Below are 15,634 nucleotides of genomic sequence, written 5' to 3'. Positions count from 1 at the left end.
GGACAGGAGCGGGAACATGGACGGCATGTCTGGTCCCCACGTCATCCGCGGCTCCGTCGCCCTGCCCGAGGCCGAGCTCATGTGGCGTTTCTCGCGGTCGTCGGGGCCGGGCGGGCAGCACGTCAACACCAGCGACTCGAAGGTCGAGCTGAGTTTCGACCTGGCGCGGACCGAGGCGCTGCCCGAGGTGTGGAAGCGGCGGGCGCTGGAGCGGCTGGCCGGGCGCCTGGTCGACGGGGTCGTCACCGTACGGTCCTCCGAGCACCGCTCCCAGTGGCGCAACCGCGAGGCCGCCGCCGTACGCCTCGCCGCGCTCCTGGCCGAGGCCACCGCACCCCCGCCCAAGCCCCGCAAACCGACCCGCATCCCGCGCGGCATCAACGAACGCCGGCTGCGCGAGAAGAAGCAGCGCTCGGAGACGAAGCGGGGGCGCTCCCCGCAGAACTGGAACTGAGCCGGGGGTCCGGCTCAGGCCAGGTCCAGCACCCCGACCGTCTGATCCCCGCTGGTCTCCCCGTTCGGGCGGAAGCCGAGCCCCAGGTAGAAGCCCTCGGGTCCGTCCGGGCCCGGGTGCCAGGAGACGTAGAGCTGCTCGGTGCCGCGCCGGCGCAGTTCCTCCGCGACCGACTCGACGGCGAAACGGCCGTACCCCATGCCCTGCTCCCCGGCCGCGATGTTCAGCCGCCACAGGCCCGAGCGGCGCACGCTGCCGTCCTCGTACCAGTCGATGTCGAGGAAGGCCATGAGGAAGCCGACCGGGCGGTCGCCGTCGACGATCAGGCGGGGCCAGGCGACACCGGGATGGACGTACGCCTCCGCGAGGGACTTCACCACCGGGGCGACCGCGTGCTCCTGGGCGGGATGGACGCGGATGCCGAGGGCGGCGTCCAGGTTCGCCGGGGTGATCTCTTCCAGTCGCGGGCCGGTCGTCGTCATGCGCGCACCCTAGGCGGGCGGCTCACCCCCCGGCCAATGGTTTCTGCAGCCCAGGGTCTCTTCAGCCCAAGCGCCGGTAGCGGCCCCGGAAGTACGTCAGCGGGCCGCCCTCCGCGCTCGGTACGCCGGCCGTCAGGACCCGGCCGATCACCAGGGTGTGGTCGCCGGCCCGTACGCGCTGCTCGGTGCGGCACTCCAGGACGGCCAGGGCGCCGCCCACCAGGGGCGCGTTCGTGTACGCGCCGCGGGTGTAGGGGATGTCGGCGAACAGCAGGCGGTCGCTGAGGCGGCCCTTCATGGCGAAACGGCCCGCGATGTGCCGCTGGCTCTCGGAGAGGACCGAGACCGCCCACAGGTCCTGTTCCTCCAGCAGCTCGTCCATGCGGGAACCGTCGCGCAGGCTGACGAGCACCAGCGGCGGGTCCAGGGAGACCGACATGAAGGCCGTGGCCGTCATGCCCACGTCCTCGCTGCCCGGCGCGCCGGGGTCGTCCGGGTCGAGCGGCGGCTCCTGCGCGGTCACCAGGACCACGCCCGAGGCCAGCCGGGACATGGCGGCGCGGAACTCGTCGTTGCTCACCCCCTCAGCATGCCCGGAGGCGGGCCTCGGAATGATCGGGGACGTGGCAGGGGGAGTGTTCGGCACACCGGAAACGCTAATCTCCGTCCCGCCCGCCCCGCATCGGGCTCCCGCCCGATCACGGTCCTAGGACTCCCGACGGACTCCCCGACAGACTGCCCAATGGGCTCCCGACGGACACCCGGGAAATAGATGTGCGCAACCTGACAAACTTTGCGTTCGGTAGACGCACGTGAAGAACGCAGAAACTCCACTCAATTGTTCAGGTTTGCCTGTGACTTGAGTCACAAGAGGCAGGAATTGTTGACCCTGTGTACCGAGTGGGCAGCGCGCTGTGATTCAGTGGCGGGGAAGCTGCCAGGACGATACGCCGATGAGAACCCTTGATTCGCTGCGAGGTACTCGGGGGGAGGGCGAGCATGGAGACCGAGTCGGAGCCCTACGTCCGTCTTGCGTCCCTGCGACAACTGCACCAGGTCATGGCCGACATGAACACGGCCCGCAGCCTGGCGGACACCCTGCAGACCGTCGCGGAGGGCGTGGTCGCCGCCCTCGGGTACGAGCTGGCGTGCGTGAACCTCGTACGGCCGGACGGCGACCTCGTCGTCGCCGCCTTCGCCGGGAACCCGGCGGCCGAAGCCCTCATCACCGGCCGCGTCGGCTCGCGCGAGTCCTGGGAGCGCCGCCTCGGCATGGGCGAGCACTGGGGCGACCTGGTGTTCATACCGCACACCGAGGGCTGGGTCCTCGACGACGACGACGTCCCGCAGTGGTACACCGACGGCCCCGCCCCCCGCTTCGAGAACGAGTGGCACCCGGCCGACCGGCTCTTCGCGCCCATGTACGCGCCGGGCCCGCAGGGCAACGCGGCGTGCGGCGAGCTGATCGGCGTGCTCTCCGTGGACCGGCCGCGCAACGGCCGCCGGCCCGGCGCCTGGGGCCGCGAGGCGCTCCAGATGTACGCCTTCCAGGCCGCCATCGCGATCAGCAACGCCCGGCTGCGCGCCAACATGCAGCGCGCCCTCGTCCGGCTGGAGCGCGAGCAGCAGGCCCTGCGGGCGAGCGAGGAAAGCTTCAGGCAGGCCTTCGAGTACGCCCCGTCCGGCATGGCCATCGCGGAGATGGGCGGCGACCAGCACGGCCGGATCCTGCGCACGAACGACGCCCTGTGCCGGCTGCTGGGCCGCCCCGCGTCCGCGATGCGCCGCTACTCGTTCTCCGACCTGGTCCACCCCGAGGACATAGGCACGCTCCTGCGCACCTCCGCCGAGGGCGGCCGCGCCGAGCTCCGCCTCGGCCGCCGGGACGGCACGTACGTGTGGGTCAGCCTGCGCAACAGCGTGGTCGCCGACGCCGCCGACGGCCCGCGCTTCCTCCTCACCCACGTCGAGGACATCGAGGAGCGCAAGCGCCGCGAGCTCCAGCTCGCCCACCGCGCCTCGCACGACTCGCTGACCGGCCTGCCGAACTCCGCGGAGCTGCGTTCCCGGCTGTCCGCGCGGCTGTGCCAGCGGGCCACGCCGCCGGCCGCCGCCGTCGAGTCCCACGACGCCGCCTACGGGCACGCCTTCGACGTCGTCGGGCCCGGCTTCGACTTCCGGCAGAGCGCCGAGCCGTACGACGCCTACGACCACCATGTGCACACCGTCGCCCCGGACGGCGACCACGACGACGGCACCAAGGGCCTCGCCGTGCTCTTCTGCGACCTCGACGGCTTCAAGTCGATCAACGACCGGTTCGGGCACAACGCGGGTGACGCGGTGCTCATCGAGGTCGCCCGGCGGCTGAGCAACGGCGTCCGCGACGGCGACACGGTCGCCCGGCTCGGGGGTGACGAATTCGTCATCCTCGCCGACGGGCTCGGCCGCGCCGACGCCCAGGACCTCGCGGTCCGCCTCCGCAACGAGATCATCCAGCCCATCCGCGCCGAGGGGCGGGCCGTCCGGGTGGGCGCCAGCTTCGGCATCGGATGGGCACACTGTGGAATGACGGCGGACGAAGTGTTGAAATCCGCTGACGAGCGGATGTACGTCGAGAAACGATCTCGTCCCAAACAACACAGACGCGCGGGGTGAACCCCAGGTCAGCGAGTTGATGCGGTCTGAGTCACCCGTTTGGGTCACTGGGAGCGGGTAGGCTCGCCCTCTCACGACCCGTACCGCATCGCACCGCACCTGACTGAGGAGACCAAGGGATGACGCCCGGCAACAACGGCGCGAGCACGCCCGAGGACGACGACCCGTTCGGCTATCTCTACGCCGACGGGCAGGCCAACGGGGCCCAGCCGCCGTCCGGGGGCTACGGCTACCCGAACTCGGTCAACCGGGTGCGGGCGGTCGGCACACGCCAGTACGGCCAGCAGCCGCAGCACGCGCAGGCGGCGCCCTACGGCCAGGTCCCGCAGCAGCAGGGCGGCTACGGCCAGCCGAACGCGCACTACGCGGCACCGGAGACGCTGCCCGGCGGTGCTCCCACGACGCAGACGGCGATGGCGTCCGGCGGCCATGGCGGCCGGGGCGGTCGCGGGCCCAACACCAAGGGCCTGCTGATCGGCGCGATCGCGGTGGTCGCCGCGGTCGTGATCGGCATCGGCGTGGCCATGCTGGGCGGGGACAAGGACAAGGGCGACTCGGGCAACGAGGCGAACACGCCCCCGTCCCAGTCCCAGGACGCGAAGCCGAGCCCGTCGAGCAGCGAGAGCGGCGCGGCCCAGCAGGAGCTTCCGAAGATCGACGCGAAGGCCCTGCGGCTCAGCCCCGGTGTGACGACGGCGTCGGACATCAAGGGCGCGCAGGCCGACGGCGGCGTCTATGTGACGGGCTTCAACCAGGTCGGCGCCAAGGTCACGTGGACGGTGGACGGCATCGAGAAGGCCGGCACCTACCGGCTCTACGTGCGCTACGGCATCCCGGGCGTCGACGCCAACGCGACGCTGGTGGTCAACGGCGAGGCCCAGTCCCGGCCCGTGAACATGAAGAACTTCGGCAACACGCCGAAGGGCGACTGGGAAAAGGGCTGGAAGGAAACCTGGTCCAACGTCACCCTGACCAAGGGCACCAACACGATCGAGCTCGCCTGCAACCAGGGCAACCAGTGCGACGCGGTGCTCGACCAGCTCTGGCTGCAGCAGTGAGCGCTCCGCTCACGCGGCGCTGACCTCCCCAGAAACCGCCACCCTCCCCAGCAGCTCCTCGTAGACCCCCCGGTCGAACTCCCCGGCCACCGGCGCCTGCACCGTCGCCGCCGAGAGGGCCGTCGCCCGGGTGAGGCGGTCCGGCCAGGGCAAATGGTCGACCAAGCCCGACAGCAGACCCGCGACCGCCGAGTCGCCGGCGCCTGTCGGGTTGCCTCGTATCGAGGTGGGTGGGGTGGCTCGCCAGCGGCCCTCTCGGGTGGCGGCGAGGAGGCCCTCGGGGCCGAGGGACGCGACGACCGCGGCGGCGCCTCGGCGGCGGGCGTCCTGGGTGGCGCGCAGCGGCTCGTGGGAGCCGGTCAGCTCCGCCAGTTCGTCCGCGTTCGGCTTGATGATGTCGGGGCGGGCCGCGACGCCCCGGCGCAGCGCCTCGCCGCTGGTGTCGAGGAGGACGGGGACGCCGGCGGCTCGTGCCGTGCGGACCAGGCCCGCGTACGCGCCCACCGGCAGGCCCGGCGGCAGGCTGCCGCACAGGGCCACCGCCGAGGCCGCGGGAAGCAGGTCCTCGTACGCCTCCTGGAAGGCCGACCACTCGGCAGGTGTGATCGTCGGGCCGGGTTCGTTCAGCTGGGTCGTGTCGCCCGTCCGATCGTCGACCACGGCGATGGTGCGGCGGGTCGCGCCCGTGACCGGGACGAGGGCGTCCACCACGCCCGGCACCGCCGCGAGCTTCTCCCGCACGACCCGGCCCGTCGCCCCGCCCGTGAAACCGGTCACCGTCACCTCGTGCCCGAGCGCCGCCAGCACCCGGGCCACGTTGACGCCCTTGCCGCCGGGGCGTTCCGTCACCTCGGAGACGCGGTGGGAGGCGTGCGGCCTGAGGGACCGTACGCGGTAGGTGATGTCGAGAGCGGTGTTCAGCGTGACGGTGAGGATCACCTGGGCCGACCTCCCCCGAGAACGCGCTTGCTGCCGTGACGTCCGGAAGCTCCTGCCGTGAGTCCCCGGAAACCCGATCATGCCAAAGAGACGGCGGTCGGCCCAGTCCTGGAGTCGGCCACCGTCTCCCGACTGCGGGAGGGATCAGCCCAGTTGGGGACCGACCACCCATTCGCCCCGGCGCATCACGCCCTTGAGCTCGAACGCGGAGTCCAGGAGCACCAGGTCGGCGGATTTCCCGGGCTCCAATGAGCCGATCGTGTCGTCCATGCCGAGCAGCCGGGCCGGGGTGGCCGAGAGGGCCGTCACCGCGTCCTCGACGGACAGGCCGTCGACCGTGACCGCCCGCCGGAAGGCCCGGTCCAGGGTGAGGGTCGAGCCGGCGATCGTGCCGTCCGTGACCAGACGGGCGACGCCGTCCGCGACCTCCACCTCCAGCGGGCCGAGCCAGTAGCGTCCGTCGCCGAAACCGGCCGCGTCCATCGCGTCCGTGATGAACGCCACCCGGTGTGCGCCCGCGTGGTGGAACGCCAGCTGGAGCGCGGCCGGGTGCAGGTGCGTGCCGTCGTTGATGAGCTCGACCGTGATCCGGTCGTCCTCCAGGAGGGCCGTGATCGGGCCGGGGGAGCGGTGGCTGAGCGGCGGCATCGCGTTGAAGAGGTGGGTGGCGACCGTGACGCCCGCGTCGATGGCCTCGACCGTCTGCTCGTACGTCGCGTCCGTGTGGCCGATCGCGGCTATCACGCCGTGTTCGGCCAGGAGGCGTACGGAGTCGAGGCCGCCGTGCCGTTCGGTGGCCAGCGTGACCATCGCCGCCCTGCCCCGGGCCGCGTCGATCAGCTTGCGGACCTCGGCCGGGTCCGGGTCGCGCAGCAGGTCCTCGGCGTGGGCGCCCTTGCGGCAGGGGGAGATGAACGGGCCCTCGAAGTGGATGCCGGCGATCTCGCCCTGCTCGGCGAGTTCGCTGAGCAGGCCGGCGCGCCGGGTGAGGAAGTCCATGTCGCCGGTGACGGTGGAGGCGACCAGGGTGGTCGTGCCGTGCAGGCGGTGGGTGTGGATGCCGCGCAGTACGTCTTCGACCGACCCCGAGGTGAAGGAGGCTCCGCCTCCGCCGTGGTTGTGGAGGTCTACGAAGCCGGGGATCACGTAGTGGTCTGTTACGTCGATGATCTGGGCGTTTTGCGGGGCGGTGGCGGTGATGCGGGTGCCGTCGATGATCAACCGGCCGTTGTGGACGGTTCCTGTGGGGAGGACCACGGTTGCGCCGGTGAGGACCGTGGGGTGTTCGGCCGTTGCGGGGTGCGGGTGGTGTGGGGCTGGTCGCGCAGTTCCCCGCGCCCCTGGGGGCGTTGCCATCAGGTGGTTACCTCCGAACGGTCGGTCGACAGCAGAAGATCCCAGGCGAGCAGGCCCGCCCCCAGACAACCGGCACCGTCTCCCAGCGCCGCGGGGACGATCGACGGCTGCTTCTGGAAGGTGATGCGGCTGCGGATCGCTTCCCGCAGGGGTGTGAAGAGGGTTTCCCCCGCCTCCGCCAGTCCGCCGCCGATGATCAGGGTGCGGGGGTCCAGCAGGGTGAGGGCGGTGACCAGGCCGTCGGCCAAGGCGTCCACCGCCTCCTGCCAGACCGCCCGGGCCCTCGGGTCGCCGGAGTCCACCGCCTTGGCGCAGTCCGCCGCGTCCGTGCCTGGGGCGCCGGAGGCCGTTGCCCAGGCCTCGCTCACGGCCGCCGCCGAGGCGAAGCGCTCCAGGCAGCCGCGCTGGCCGCAGGGGCAGGGGGTGCCGCCGGGGCGTACGACGATGTGGCCGATCTCGCCCGCGAAGCCGTGCGCGCCCGCCTCCACCCGGCCGTCCACGCCGATGGCGCCCGCGATGCCGGTGCCCAGCGCCACGAACAGGAACCGGTCGGCGCCCCGGCCCGCGCCGACCCGGCCCTCGGCGAGGCCGCCGGTGCGCACGTCGTGGCCGAGGGCGACGGGGACGCCCAGCCGCTCCACGAGGAGGTCGCGCAGCGGGACGTCGCGCCAGCCGAGGTTCGCCGCGTAGGCGGCGACGCCGCGCGCCTCGTCGACGATGCCGGGGACGGCCACCCCGGCGGCGACGGCGGGCGTGCCGAAGTGCTCGGCGCCGTACGCGCGCAGCTCGGCGGCGAAGTCGAGGATGCCCGCGACCACGGCGTCCGGGCCCTGCGCGCGGCCGGTGGCCCGGCGGGCCCGGTGCAGGACCTCGCCCTCCGGCCCGGCCAGGGCGGCCTTCATTCCGGTGCCGCCCACGTCGAGGGCGATGACATGTCTCACGGGGAACAGTGTGACCCGGGGACCCGCGAGAGGTCTAGTCCACTTACGTGGTGTAGACCTTGGTCCGCATATCGAAAAGTTTCAGTGGCGGCGACGCCAGGGTTGGGGAAGAACAGCGGTGCAGCGGCGGCGGATGGCAGAAACGATCGCGGTGGTGTCCGCACTGGGCATGACGGCGGTCCTCGGCGGCTGCGGAATCACGGGCGGCTCGGCCGACGTGACCCTGGAACTGGTCGCCGCCGACTACGGCGACAGTGCGGCCAACAGCTCCCGGAAGTACTGGGACAAGCTCGTCGAGGAGTACGAGGCCGACCACCCCGGAGTCCGGATCGACGTCAGCGTCTACTCCTGGAACGACGTCGACCGCAAGGTCAGGGAGATGGTCGCCGCCGGTGACCCGCCGGACATGGCGCAGATGGGCGCGTACGCCGACTACGTGGCCCAGAACCAGCTCTACAAGGCCGACGACCTGCTCTCCATACCCGTGCAGGCCGACTTCGTCGGGCAGCTGGCCTCCGCCGGCCAGGTGAAGGGCGTGCAGTACGGCATGCCGTTCGCCTCCTCCACGCGGGTGCTCTTCTACAACAAGGCCCTCTTCGACAAGGCCGGCATCACCCCGCCCGAGACCTGGGACGAGCTGGCCGACGCCGCCGAGGCGCTCAAGGGCGAGGGCGTGAAGTACCCCTACGCCCTACCCCTCGGCCCGGAGGAGGCGCAGGCCGAGACCATGCAGTGGATGCTCAGCGGCGGGGGCGGCTACACCGACAGCGTCGACAGCTACGGCATCGACTCCCCGGAGAACATCGACACCTTCTCCTGGCTGAAGAACGAACTGGTCGGCAAGGACCTGACCGGGCCCGTCCCGCCGGGCGAGCTCAACCGGGCCGACGCGTTCGCCGCCTTCGCGAAGGGCGAGGTCGGCATGGTCAACGGCCACCCCTCCCTGATGAAGATCGCCGCCAAGAAGGGCGTCGAGTACGGCATGGTGCCCATGCCCGGCCAGGAGGGCACGAGCAAGGCCACGCTCGGTGTCGCCGACTGGATGACGGCCTTCCGGAAGAACGGCAACCGCGACCAGGTCGGCGACTTCCTCGACTTCGTCTACAGCGAGAAGAACGTGCTGGCCTTCTCCCGCGAGTACGACCTGCTGCCGGTCACCACCTCCGCGTCCGCGACCATGGCCGCCTCCGACCGGGACCGGCACCTCAGGCCGTTCCTGGAGGAGCTGCCGGCCTCCGAGCTCTACCCGGTCGGCAAGACCTCCTGGGCCGACGTCAGCGCCCAGGTCAAGCAGCAGATCGGCAAGGCGGTCGCCCCCGGCGGCAGCCCCTCGGGCGTCCTGGGCCACCTCCAGGCGACGGCCGTCCGGGCGGAGAGCGCCGAGTAGCCGGCCCCGCTGTCGGTGGCAGGCGTTACGGTGCCGGGCATGGACGAGGAGACCGACCGGGCCCGGCTCGGGCGCAGGGAGCAGGACATCCTCGCGCTCGAACGCCGGGGCTTTTCCGGCCCGGGCGCGAAGGAACGGGCCATACGGGAGGAGCTGGGCCTCGCCCCCGTGCGCTACTACCAGCTCCTCAACGCCCTGCTGGACGACCCCCGGGCCCTGGCCCACGACCCGGTGACGGTCAACCGGCTGCGGCGGATACGGGAGGCCCGCCGGGCGGAGCGGTGAGGGCCCGGGGGGCCTGGCCTGCGCTGCCGGGTGCAGGTGCGTCGTGGTTGTTCGCGCCCACGCGGCGGAGCCGCATATCGACACAGCCCCGCGCCCCTGAGTGCGTGCGCGCCGTCAGCCGAGCCGGTCCGCCAGATCCCGCAGCAGTCGTACGACACCCTCGGGACCGTCCACCACCAGGTCCGCCCGCTCCCGCAGCTCGGTCACCTCGTCGCTGCCGCTGCACACCAGCAGGCCCGGGGTGCCGTCCGAGCGGAGCTTGTCCACCGCCGCGTAGGCGGGCAGGTCGCCCAGGTCGTCGCCGGCGTAGAGGACGGACCCGGCGCCGATCTCCCGAGCGAACTCGCTCAGGGCAACGCCCTTGTCCATGCCGGGCGGGCGGAGTTCGAGGACCATGCGGCCGGGCTCGACGATCAGGCCGTGCCGGGCCGCCAGGTCGGTGAGCGGCGCGCGCAGGGCCTCGAAGGCGGCCTGCGGGTCGGCGGCCCGCCGGGTGTGCACGGCCACGGCCCGGCCCTTCTCCTCCACCCAGGTGCCCTGTCCCGCACCGCTCCCTTCGAGCAGCCCGGGCAGCTCGGTGCGGACGGCCGCGACACCGGGATGCGGTTCGGGGGCGCTGACCTCGCCGCTGCGGGCGTCCCAGCGTTCGGCGCCGTAGTGCCCGAGGACGACGAGGTGCTCCAGCCCCGGCACGTCCGCGAACCCGCCGTTGCGCACCGCGACCTCGGCGGGCCGGCCCGTGATCACCGCCACGGCGGCCACCTTCGGCGCGAGCGCGGCCAGCGCCGGCATCGCCTCCGGATGGGCCCGGGCCCGCTCCGGGTCGGCCACGATCGGAGCGAGCGTCCCGTCGAAGTCGAGCCCGATCAGGGCCTTGCCCGGGCGGGCGAGGAGGGCGTCCAGGCCCTCCTTCCCGGCCTGTGTGGTGGGCGTGGGCAGCGTGCCGCTCATCCGCCGATCAGCCCCTCAACGCCTGGAGCTGGTCCAGGAACCACCGCGCCGGTGGCAGCGCCGTGGCCGCCGCGGCCAGCCGCTTGCTGCGCTCGGCCCGCTCCTCCGGGCGCATCGACAGCGCCTCGTGCAGGGCCGCCGCCGTGCCCGTCACGTCGTAGGGGTTCACCGTGATCGCGTCCTCGCCCAGCTCCTCGTACGCCCCCGCCTCCCGCGACAGCACCAGCGCACAGCCCGCGTCGGAGATGACCGGGACCTCCTTGGCGACCAGGTTCATGCCGTCCCGGATGGGGTTGACCAGCGCCACGTCGGCCAGCCGGTACGCGGCCAGGGAGCGCGCGAAGTCGTCCTTGACGTGCAGCACGACCGGCGTCCAGCCGGGCGTCCCGTACTCGGCGTTGATCTCCTCCGCCAGCCGCTGCACCTCGGCCGTGTAGTCCCGGTAGACCGCGAGGTCCTGCCGCGACGGATACGCGAAGGCGACGTGCACCACGCGCTCGCGCCACTCGGCGTGGGTCTCGAGGAGCCGGCGGTAGGCCAGCAGGCCGCGCACGATGTTCTTCGACAGCTCGGTGCGGTCGACCCGGACGATGGTGCGGCGGCCCTCGCCGATCTCCTCCCGCAGCGCGGCCATCCGCTCCTCGACGTCCTGCTGGTGCGACCGCTTGCGCAGGAAGTCCGCGTCGGCGCCCAGCCCGTGCACGCCGATCCGCGTGCCCCCGAGCCCGCCCGCGAACTGCTCGGCGCACGCGGTGAACGCGTCCGCCCAGCGCTGCGTGAGGAAGCCCAGCCGGTCCGCGCCCAGCATGCCGCGCAGCACCTGCCCGGCCACGTCGTCCGGCAGCATCCGGAAGTACTCGGGCGGCGCCCACGGCGTGTGCGAGAAGTGGCCGATCCTCAGGTCCGGGCGCAGCTCGCGCAGCATGCCCGGGACCAGCGTCAGGTGGTAGTCCTGCACCACGACCACCGCCCCCCGCGCCGCCTCCTCGGCCAGCGCCTCGGCGAACGCCCGGTTGTACGTCTCGTACGACGCCCACTGGCGCCGGAACTCCGCGTCGAAGACCGGCTCCAGCGGCGTCTGGTAGAGCATGTGGTGCACGAACCACAGGACCGAGTTGGCGATGCCGTTGTAGGCGTCGGCGTGCACGTCGGCCGGGATGTCCAGCATCCGCACGCCGTCCTCGCCGACCCCGCGCCGGACCGCCTCCCGGTCGCCGTCGGAGAGCGCCGAGCACACCCACAGCGCGTCCGCGTCCGCCCCGATCGCCGACAGCCCCGAGACCAGCCCGCCGCCGCCCCGCTTGGCGTTCAGCGAACCGCCCTCGCCCACCGCGTAGGAGACCGGACCGCGGTTGGAGGCCACCAGCACCTGTGGAGCACCGTACGTTGAAGCCATACGCCTCAACCTAGCCCGGCCTGTAAACGCTCAAACGTACGGGCCTGCCGTGTCCGGCCGAAAACGACTCCGGTCAGGCCGCCCTCCGCCGCTGGTACTCGGCGATCTCCACCATCGGCGGACGCTCCTCGGTGTCCACCGAGTACGTCCGCGGCTCGAAGCCGTCCTCGCTCCGCTCGAACTGCGTCAGGGACGGCCGGATCAGATGCCCGCGGGCCAGCCGCAGCTGGGCCGTGCGGTAGATCGCGGCGGCCATCCGGCCCAGCGCCTGCCCGTCCTGGTGCCGGTGCTTGCGCACCCCGATGTCCACCTGGGCGAGGGCGTCCAGGCCCACCAGATGCAGGGCGTCGACCAGCATGCCCAGCTCGACGCCGTACCCGACGGGGAACGGCAGCTGCTCCAGCAGCGAGCGGCGGGCCGCGTACTCCCCGCCGAGCGGCTGCACGAAGCCGGCCAGCAGCGGCCAGTGCATGTTGAGCAGCGGGCGCGCCATCAGCTCCGTGACCCGGCCGCCCTGCCCGGCGGCGCCCCCGAGCGGGCGGTCGTACATGCCCTTCACCAGGTCCACGTCCGGCTCGGTGAGCAGCGGGCCCACGATCCCGGAGACGAAGTCGGACGAGAAGTCCCTCAGGTCCGCGTCGATGAAGCAGACGATGTCCCCGCGCGTGACCAGGAGCGAGCGCCACAGCACCTCGCCCTTGCCGGGCACGGCGGGCAGCCGCGGGAGTATGTCGTCGCGGTGCACCACCGTCGCGCCCGCGGCGGCGGCCACCTCCGACGTGCGGTCGGTCGAGCCCGAGTCGACGACGACCAGCTCGTCGACGAGCGGGACCTGCCGCATCAGGTCGTGGCGGATGACGGCGGCGATGTCGCCGACCGTCTCCTCCTCGTTGAGCGCGGGCAGCACGACGCTGACCGTCTGGCCCGTGCGCTGCTTGGCGGCCAGGATCCGGTGGAGCGGACGCTCGGTCGCGGACCAGGAACGGGTGCTCAGCCAGCGCTCGACTTCTTCCAGCACCGTGGCGGCTCCTTAGCGTTCTCTCGGCGGGACGGACTGTGAGCCATCTCGCGGTTCGGACGACTATCTCAAGGGTCCTGGTCGTCGGTTACAGTCTTGAACAACGCGGATGACCATCGCATGTCCGAGGTCGTCCGTCGTTTACAACCACATACAGCTCATCCAGAGGGGCAGAGGGATACGGCCCGATGAAGCCCCGGCAACCCTCCAGTCGGTACTCGTAGGTCACTGGCGACCACAGCGCGAGGCTCCCGGCTAGGGAAGGTGCCAAATCCGTCTCACGGCGAGATGCGTCGTGAGGAAGATGAGGAGAAAGGGCCTCGCCTCACATGGCTGTGCAGACTGTTGCAAGCACCACGAACTCCACCGTAGACCTCGGCCCGGCCGCCGCCCTGAGCTGCCGCGAGTGCGGTCACCGCGTGCCCCTCGGCCCGGTCTTCGCCTGCGAGGAGTGTTTCGGCCCGCTGGAGATCGCCTACGACTTCTCCGCGTACGACGCCGAGGAGCTCCGCAGGCAGATCGAGGCGGGTCCCGCGAACATCTGGCGTTACGCCCCGCTGCTGCCGGTCCCGGCCGACGTGGCGGACAAGCCGAACCTGAACCCGGGCTGGACCAAGCTCGTCAAGGCCGACAACCTGGCGCGCGAGCTGGGTGTCGACGCCGGCAAGCTCTTCGTCAAGGACGACTCCGGCAACCCGACGCACTCCTTCAAGGACCGGGTCGTCGCCCAGGCCCTGGAGGCCGCCCGCGCCTTCGGCTTCACCACCCTCTCCTGCTCCTCCACCGGCAACCTCGCCGGCGCCGTGGGTGCCGCCGCGGCCCGCGCGGGCTTCCGCTCCTGCGTGTTCATCCCGCACGACCTGGAGCAGGGCAAGGTCGTCATGGCCGCGATCTACGGCGGCGAGCTCGTCGGCATCGAGGGCAACTACGACGACGTGAACCGCTTCTGCTCCGAGCTGATCGGCGACCCGGCGGGCGAGGGCTGGGGCTTCGTCAACGTCAACCTGCGGCCGTACTACGCCGAGGGCTCCAAGACCCTGGCGTACGAGATCTGCGAGCAGCTCGGCTGGCGGCTGCCGGACCAGATCGTGGTGCCGATCGCCTCCGGCTCCCAGCTCACGAAGATCGACAAGGGCCTTCAGGAGCTGATCAAGCTCGGTCTTGTCGAGGACAAGCCGTACAAGATCTTCGGTGCGCAGGCCGAGGGGTGCTCGCCGGTGTCCACGGCGTTCAAGGCGGGGCACGACGTCGTCCGGCCGCAGAAGCCGGACACGATCGCCAAGTCGCTGGCGATCGGCAATCCGGCGGACGGGCCGTATGTGCTGGACATCGCACGGCGGACGGGTGGGTTCGTGGAGGACGTGACCGACGAGCAGGTCGTCGACGCGATCAAGATCCTCGCCCGGACCGAGGGTGTCTTCGCGGAGACCGCAGGTGGGGTGACCGTGGGCGTGACGAAGAAGCTGATCGAGAACGGGGTGCTCGACCCGTCGAAGACGACCGTGGTGCTCAACACCGGGGATGGTCTCAAGACGCTGGATGCGGTGGCGGGGACCGGGCTTACCGCGACCATTCGTCCCAACCTCGAGTCGTTCCGTGAGGCTGGGCTCGTCTGATCGTTGTCGGCTGCGGGCCGGTGGGGGCTGGTCGCGCCCACGCGGCGGAGCCGCATATCGACACAGCCCCGCGCCCCTAAAGGCAGGTCCGCTACCCAACCGGAGGTTCTGAAGTCATGAGCGTTACCGTTCGCATCCCCACCATCCTGCGTACCTACACCGGCGGTCAGGCCGAGGTGTCCGCCGAGGGCGCGACCCTCGGGGAGGTCATCGCCGATCTGGAGAAGAACCACACCGGGATCGCCGCCCGGGTGCTGGACGACCAGGGCAAGCTGCGCCGGTTCGTCAACGTGTACGTGAACGACGACGACGTGCGGTTCGAGCAGGGGCTGGAGACGGCGACGCCGGACGGTGCCGGTGTGTCGATCATCCCGGCCGTCGCCGGCGGCTGAACCAGTCGACCGGCCCGATTGTTACTTGCGGTAACGGTCGTCACCGAGAGTTCATCGAATTGCCCCCTCCGTGAGAGAAGCGGAGGGGGCAATTCAGTGTGATTGAGCGCGGTACAGTTGGGGAACGCGATGCCGCTCCCCTGATCGCGCACCCTGAATTCCTGCCGCACGCCCGACAAGATGTAGCCAAAGTGTGTGTATCTTTCGCGGCTTTTGTTCCTTTTGTGTGGCCCGACTTGCCCTGAATTCGGGCGAATTCTCCCTACATTCCGGACCCTGCGCGTCCAGAATTCTCGTCCGATTGACCTGTTGCAGACGGCAGTTGGACAGATACATTCAGCCGCGGTCGACGCGTTCCGGCGCACGCCCCCAACCGTGGGGGGTGAGGTCTGACCCGGATCCGCGAAGTGTGGATCTGTGCAAGGGCCAGTAATAGGGGAGTTAGGCATGGCTCAGGGCACCGTCAAGTGGTTCAACGCGGAGAAGGGGTACGGCTTCATCGCGGTCGACGGTGGTGCGGATGTTTTCGTCCACTACAGCGCGATCCAGATGGACGGTTACCGCACCCTGGAAGAGGGCCAGCGGGTTGAGTTCGAGATCTCGCAGGGCCAGAAGGGTCCGCAGGCCGACATGGTTCGCGTCGCCGGCTGAACGCGTTCCACGACCAACCGCAAGCGACCGGTCTTCTCAGAAGGGCCCGTACC

At 71.3% G+C, this 15,634-nt stretch carries 16 protein-coding genes and 1 riboswitch; of the genes, 8 read left to right on the top strand and 8 right to left on the bottom strand.

Annotated features, from left to right (window positions below; translation table 11 throughout):
* The first annotated feature begins 16 nt into the window (after nt 1-16).
* The gene (gene arfB, locus IE255_RS30670) at nt 17-454 is read left to right on the top strand and encodes an alternative ribosome rescue aminoacyl-tRNA hydrolase ArfB (protein ID WP_190053648.1); all 438 of its coding nucleotides are present in this window, start codon (nt 17-19) and stop codon (nt 452-454) included.
* Nucleotides 455-468: 14 nt separating this feature from the next.
* On the opposite strand, the gene IE255_RS30665 is transcribed toward arfB, so the two are convergent.
* Together IE255_RS30665 and IE255_RS30660 are read right to left on the bottom strand one after the other, a co-directional pair.
* On the bottom strand, nt 469-936 hold the full coding sequence (locus IE255_RS30665; protein WP_190053647.1) for a GNAT family N-acetyltransferase: 468 nt from the start codon (nt 934-936) through the stop codon (nt 469-471).
* Nucleotides 937-997: 61 nt separating this feature from the next.
* Entirely contained in the window at nt 998-1,582 is a 585-nt protein-coding gene (locus tag IE255_RS30660; RefSeq protein ID WP_190053646.1) for a flavin reductase family protein, read from the bottom strand.
* Between the two features lie 353 nt (nt 1,583-1,935).
* Here IE255_RS30660 and cdgB point away from each other — a divergent pair, with 353 nt between their 5' ends.
* Both cdgB and IE255_RS30650 read left to right on the top strand, forming a co-directional pair.
* Complete coding sequence (cdgB, locus tag IE255_RS30655; protein ID WP_190053645.1) at nt 1,936-3,591, top strand: diguanylate cyclase CdgB; 1,656 nt, start codon at nt 1,936-1,938, stop codon at nt 3,589-3,591.
* A 119-nt stretch (nt 3,592-3,710) separates the two neighbouring features.
* Nucleotides 3,711-4,649, top strand: a complete 939-nt coding sequence (locus IE255_RS30650) for a CBM35 domain-containing protein (protein WP_190053644.1) — start codon at nt 3,711-3,713, stop codon at nt 4,647-4,649.
* Between the two features lie 9 nt (nt 4,650-4,658).
* Here the strand turns inward: IE255_RS30650 and IE255_RS30645 are convergent, their stop codons facing one another.
* The 3 genes from IE255_RS30645 to IE255_RS30635 all read right to left on the bottom strand — a co-directional run bounded on the left by IE255_RS30645 (nt 4,659) and on the right by IE255_RS30635 (nt 7,885).
* On the bottom strand, nt 4,659-5,588 hold the full coding sequence (locus IE255_RS30645; RefSeq protein ID WP_190053643.1) for a 1-phosphofructokinase family hexose kinase: 930 nt from the start codon (nt 5,586-5,588) through the stop codon (nt 4,659-4,661).
* A 144-nt stretch (nt 5,589-5,732) separates the two neighbouring features.
* The gene (nagA, locus tag IE255_RS30640; RefSeq protein ID WP_190053642.1) at nt 5,733-6,845 is read right to left on the bottom strand and encodes an N-acetylglucosamine-6-phosphate deacetylase; all 1,113 of its coding nucleotides are present in this window, start codon (nt 6,843-6,845) and stop codon (nt 5,733-5,735) included.
* Nucleotides 6,846-6,943: 98 nt separating this feature from the next.
* Nucleotides 6,944-7,885, bottom strand: a complete 942-nt coding sequence (locus IE255_RS30635; RefSeq protein ID WP_190053641.1) for an ROK family protein — start codon at nt 7,883-7,885, stop codon at nt 6,944-6,946.
* Nucleotides 7,886-8,018: 133 nt separating this feature from the next.
* Here IE255_RS30635 and IE255_RS30630 point away from each other — a divergent pair, with 133 nt between their 5' ends.
* Both IE255_RS30630 and IE255_RS30625 read left to right on the top strand, forming a co-directional pair.
* Nucleotides 8,019-9,272: an ABC transporter substrate-binding protein gene (locus IE255_RS30630; protein WP_190053640.1), complete on the top strand. Its 1,254-nt coding sequence runs from the start codon at nt 8,019-8,021 to the stop codon at nt 9,270-9,272.
* A 39-nt stretch (nt 9,273-9,311) separates the two neighbouring features.
* The gene (locus IE255_RS30625) at nt 9,312-9,557 is read left to right on the top strand and encodes a DUF3263 domain-containing protein (RefSeq protein ID WP_190053639.1); all 246 of its coding nucleotides are present in this window, start codon (nt 9,312-9,314) and stop codon (nt 9,555-9,557) included.
* A 114-nt stretch (nt 9,558-9,671) separates the two neighbouring features.
* On the opposite strand, the gene otsB is transcribed toward IE255_RS30625, so the two are convergent.
* The 3 genes from otsB to IE255_RS30610 form a co-directional block, all read right to left on the bottom strand.
* Nucleotides 9,672-10,508 carry a trehalose-phosphatase gene (gene otsB / locus IE255_RS30620; RefSeq protein ID WP_190053638.1) on the bottom strand — a complete coding sequence of 279 codons (837 nt, stop codon included), beginning with the start codon at nt 10,506-10,508 and terminating at the stop codon, nt 9,672-9,674.
* A 7-nt stretch (nt 10,509-10,515) separates the two neighbouring features.
* Nucleotides 10,516-11,904: an alpha,alpha-trehalose-phosphate synthase (UDP-forming) gene (locus IE255_RS30615; protein WP_190053637.1), complete on the bottom strand. Its 1,389-nt coding sequence runs from the start codon at nt 11,902-11,904 to the stop codon at nt 10,516-10,518.
* 73 nt (nt 11,905-11,977) lie between these two features.
* Complete coding sequence (locus IE255_RS30610) at nt 11,978-12,922, bottom strand: glucosyl-3-phosphoglycerate synthase (RefSeq protein ID WP_190053636.1); 945 nt, start codon at nt 12,920-12,922, stop codon at nt 11,978-11,980.
* 155 nt (nt 12,923-13,077) lie between these two features.
* Nucleotides 13,078-13,233: riboswitch (SAM riboswitch) on the top strand.
* A gap of 18 nt (nt 13,234-13,251) precedes the next feature.
* Between IE255_RS30610 and thrC the strand changes: the two genes are divergently transcribed.
* The 3 genes from thrC (at nt 13,252) to IE255_RS30595 (ending at nt 15,581) form a co-directional block, all read left to right on the top strand.
* On the top strand, nt 13,252-14,538 hold the full coding sequence (thrC, locus tag IE255_RS30605) for a threonine synthase (protein ID WP_190053635.1): 1,287 nt from the start codon (nt 13,252-13,254) through the stop codon (nt 14,536-14,538).
* A gap of 116 nt (nt 14,539-14,654) precedes the next feature.
* On the top strand, nt 14,655-14,930 hold the full coding sequence (locus IE255_RS30600) for a ubiquitin-like small modifier protein 1 (RefSeq protein WP_141312348.1): 276 nt from the start codon (nt 14,655-14,657) through the stop codon (nt 14,928-14,930).
* Nucleotides 14,931-15,377: 447 nt separating this feature from the next.
* Nucleotides 15,378-15,581: a cold-shock protein gene (locus IE255_RS30595; RefSeq protein ID WP_003986833.1), complete on the top strand. Its 204-nt coding sequence runs from the start codon at nt 15,378-15,380 to the stop codon at nt 15,579-15,581.
* Nucleotides 15,582-15,634: the final 53 nt, after the last annotated feature.

The sequence above is a fragment of the Streptomyces lomondensis genome (assembly GCF_014651035.1).
Classification (GTDB): domain Bacteria; phylum Actinomycetota; class Actinomycetes; order Streptomycetales; family Streptomycetaceae; genus Streptomyces; species Streptomyces lomondensis.
The sequence above is the reverse complement of the archived record's forward strand: the minus strand, read 5'-3'. Positions and strand labels throughout refer to the sequence as shown.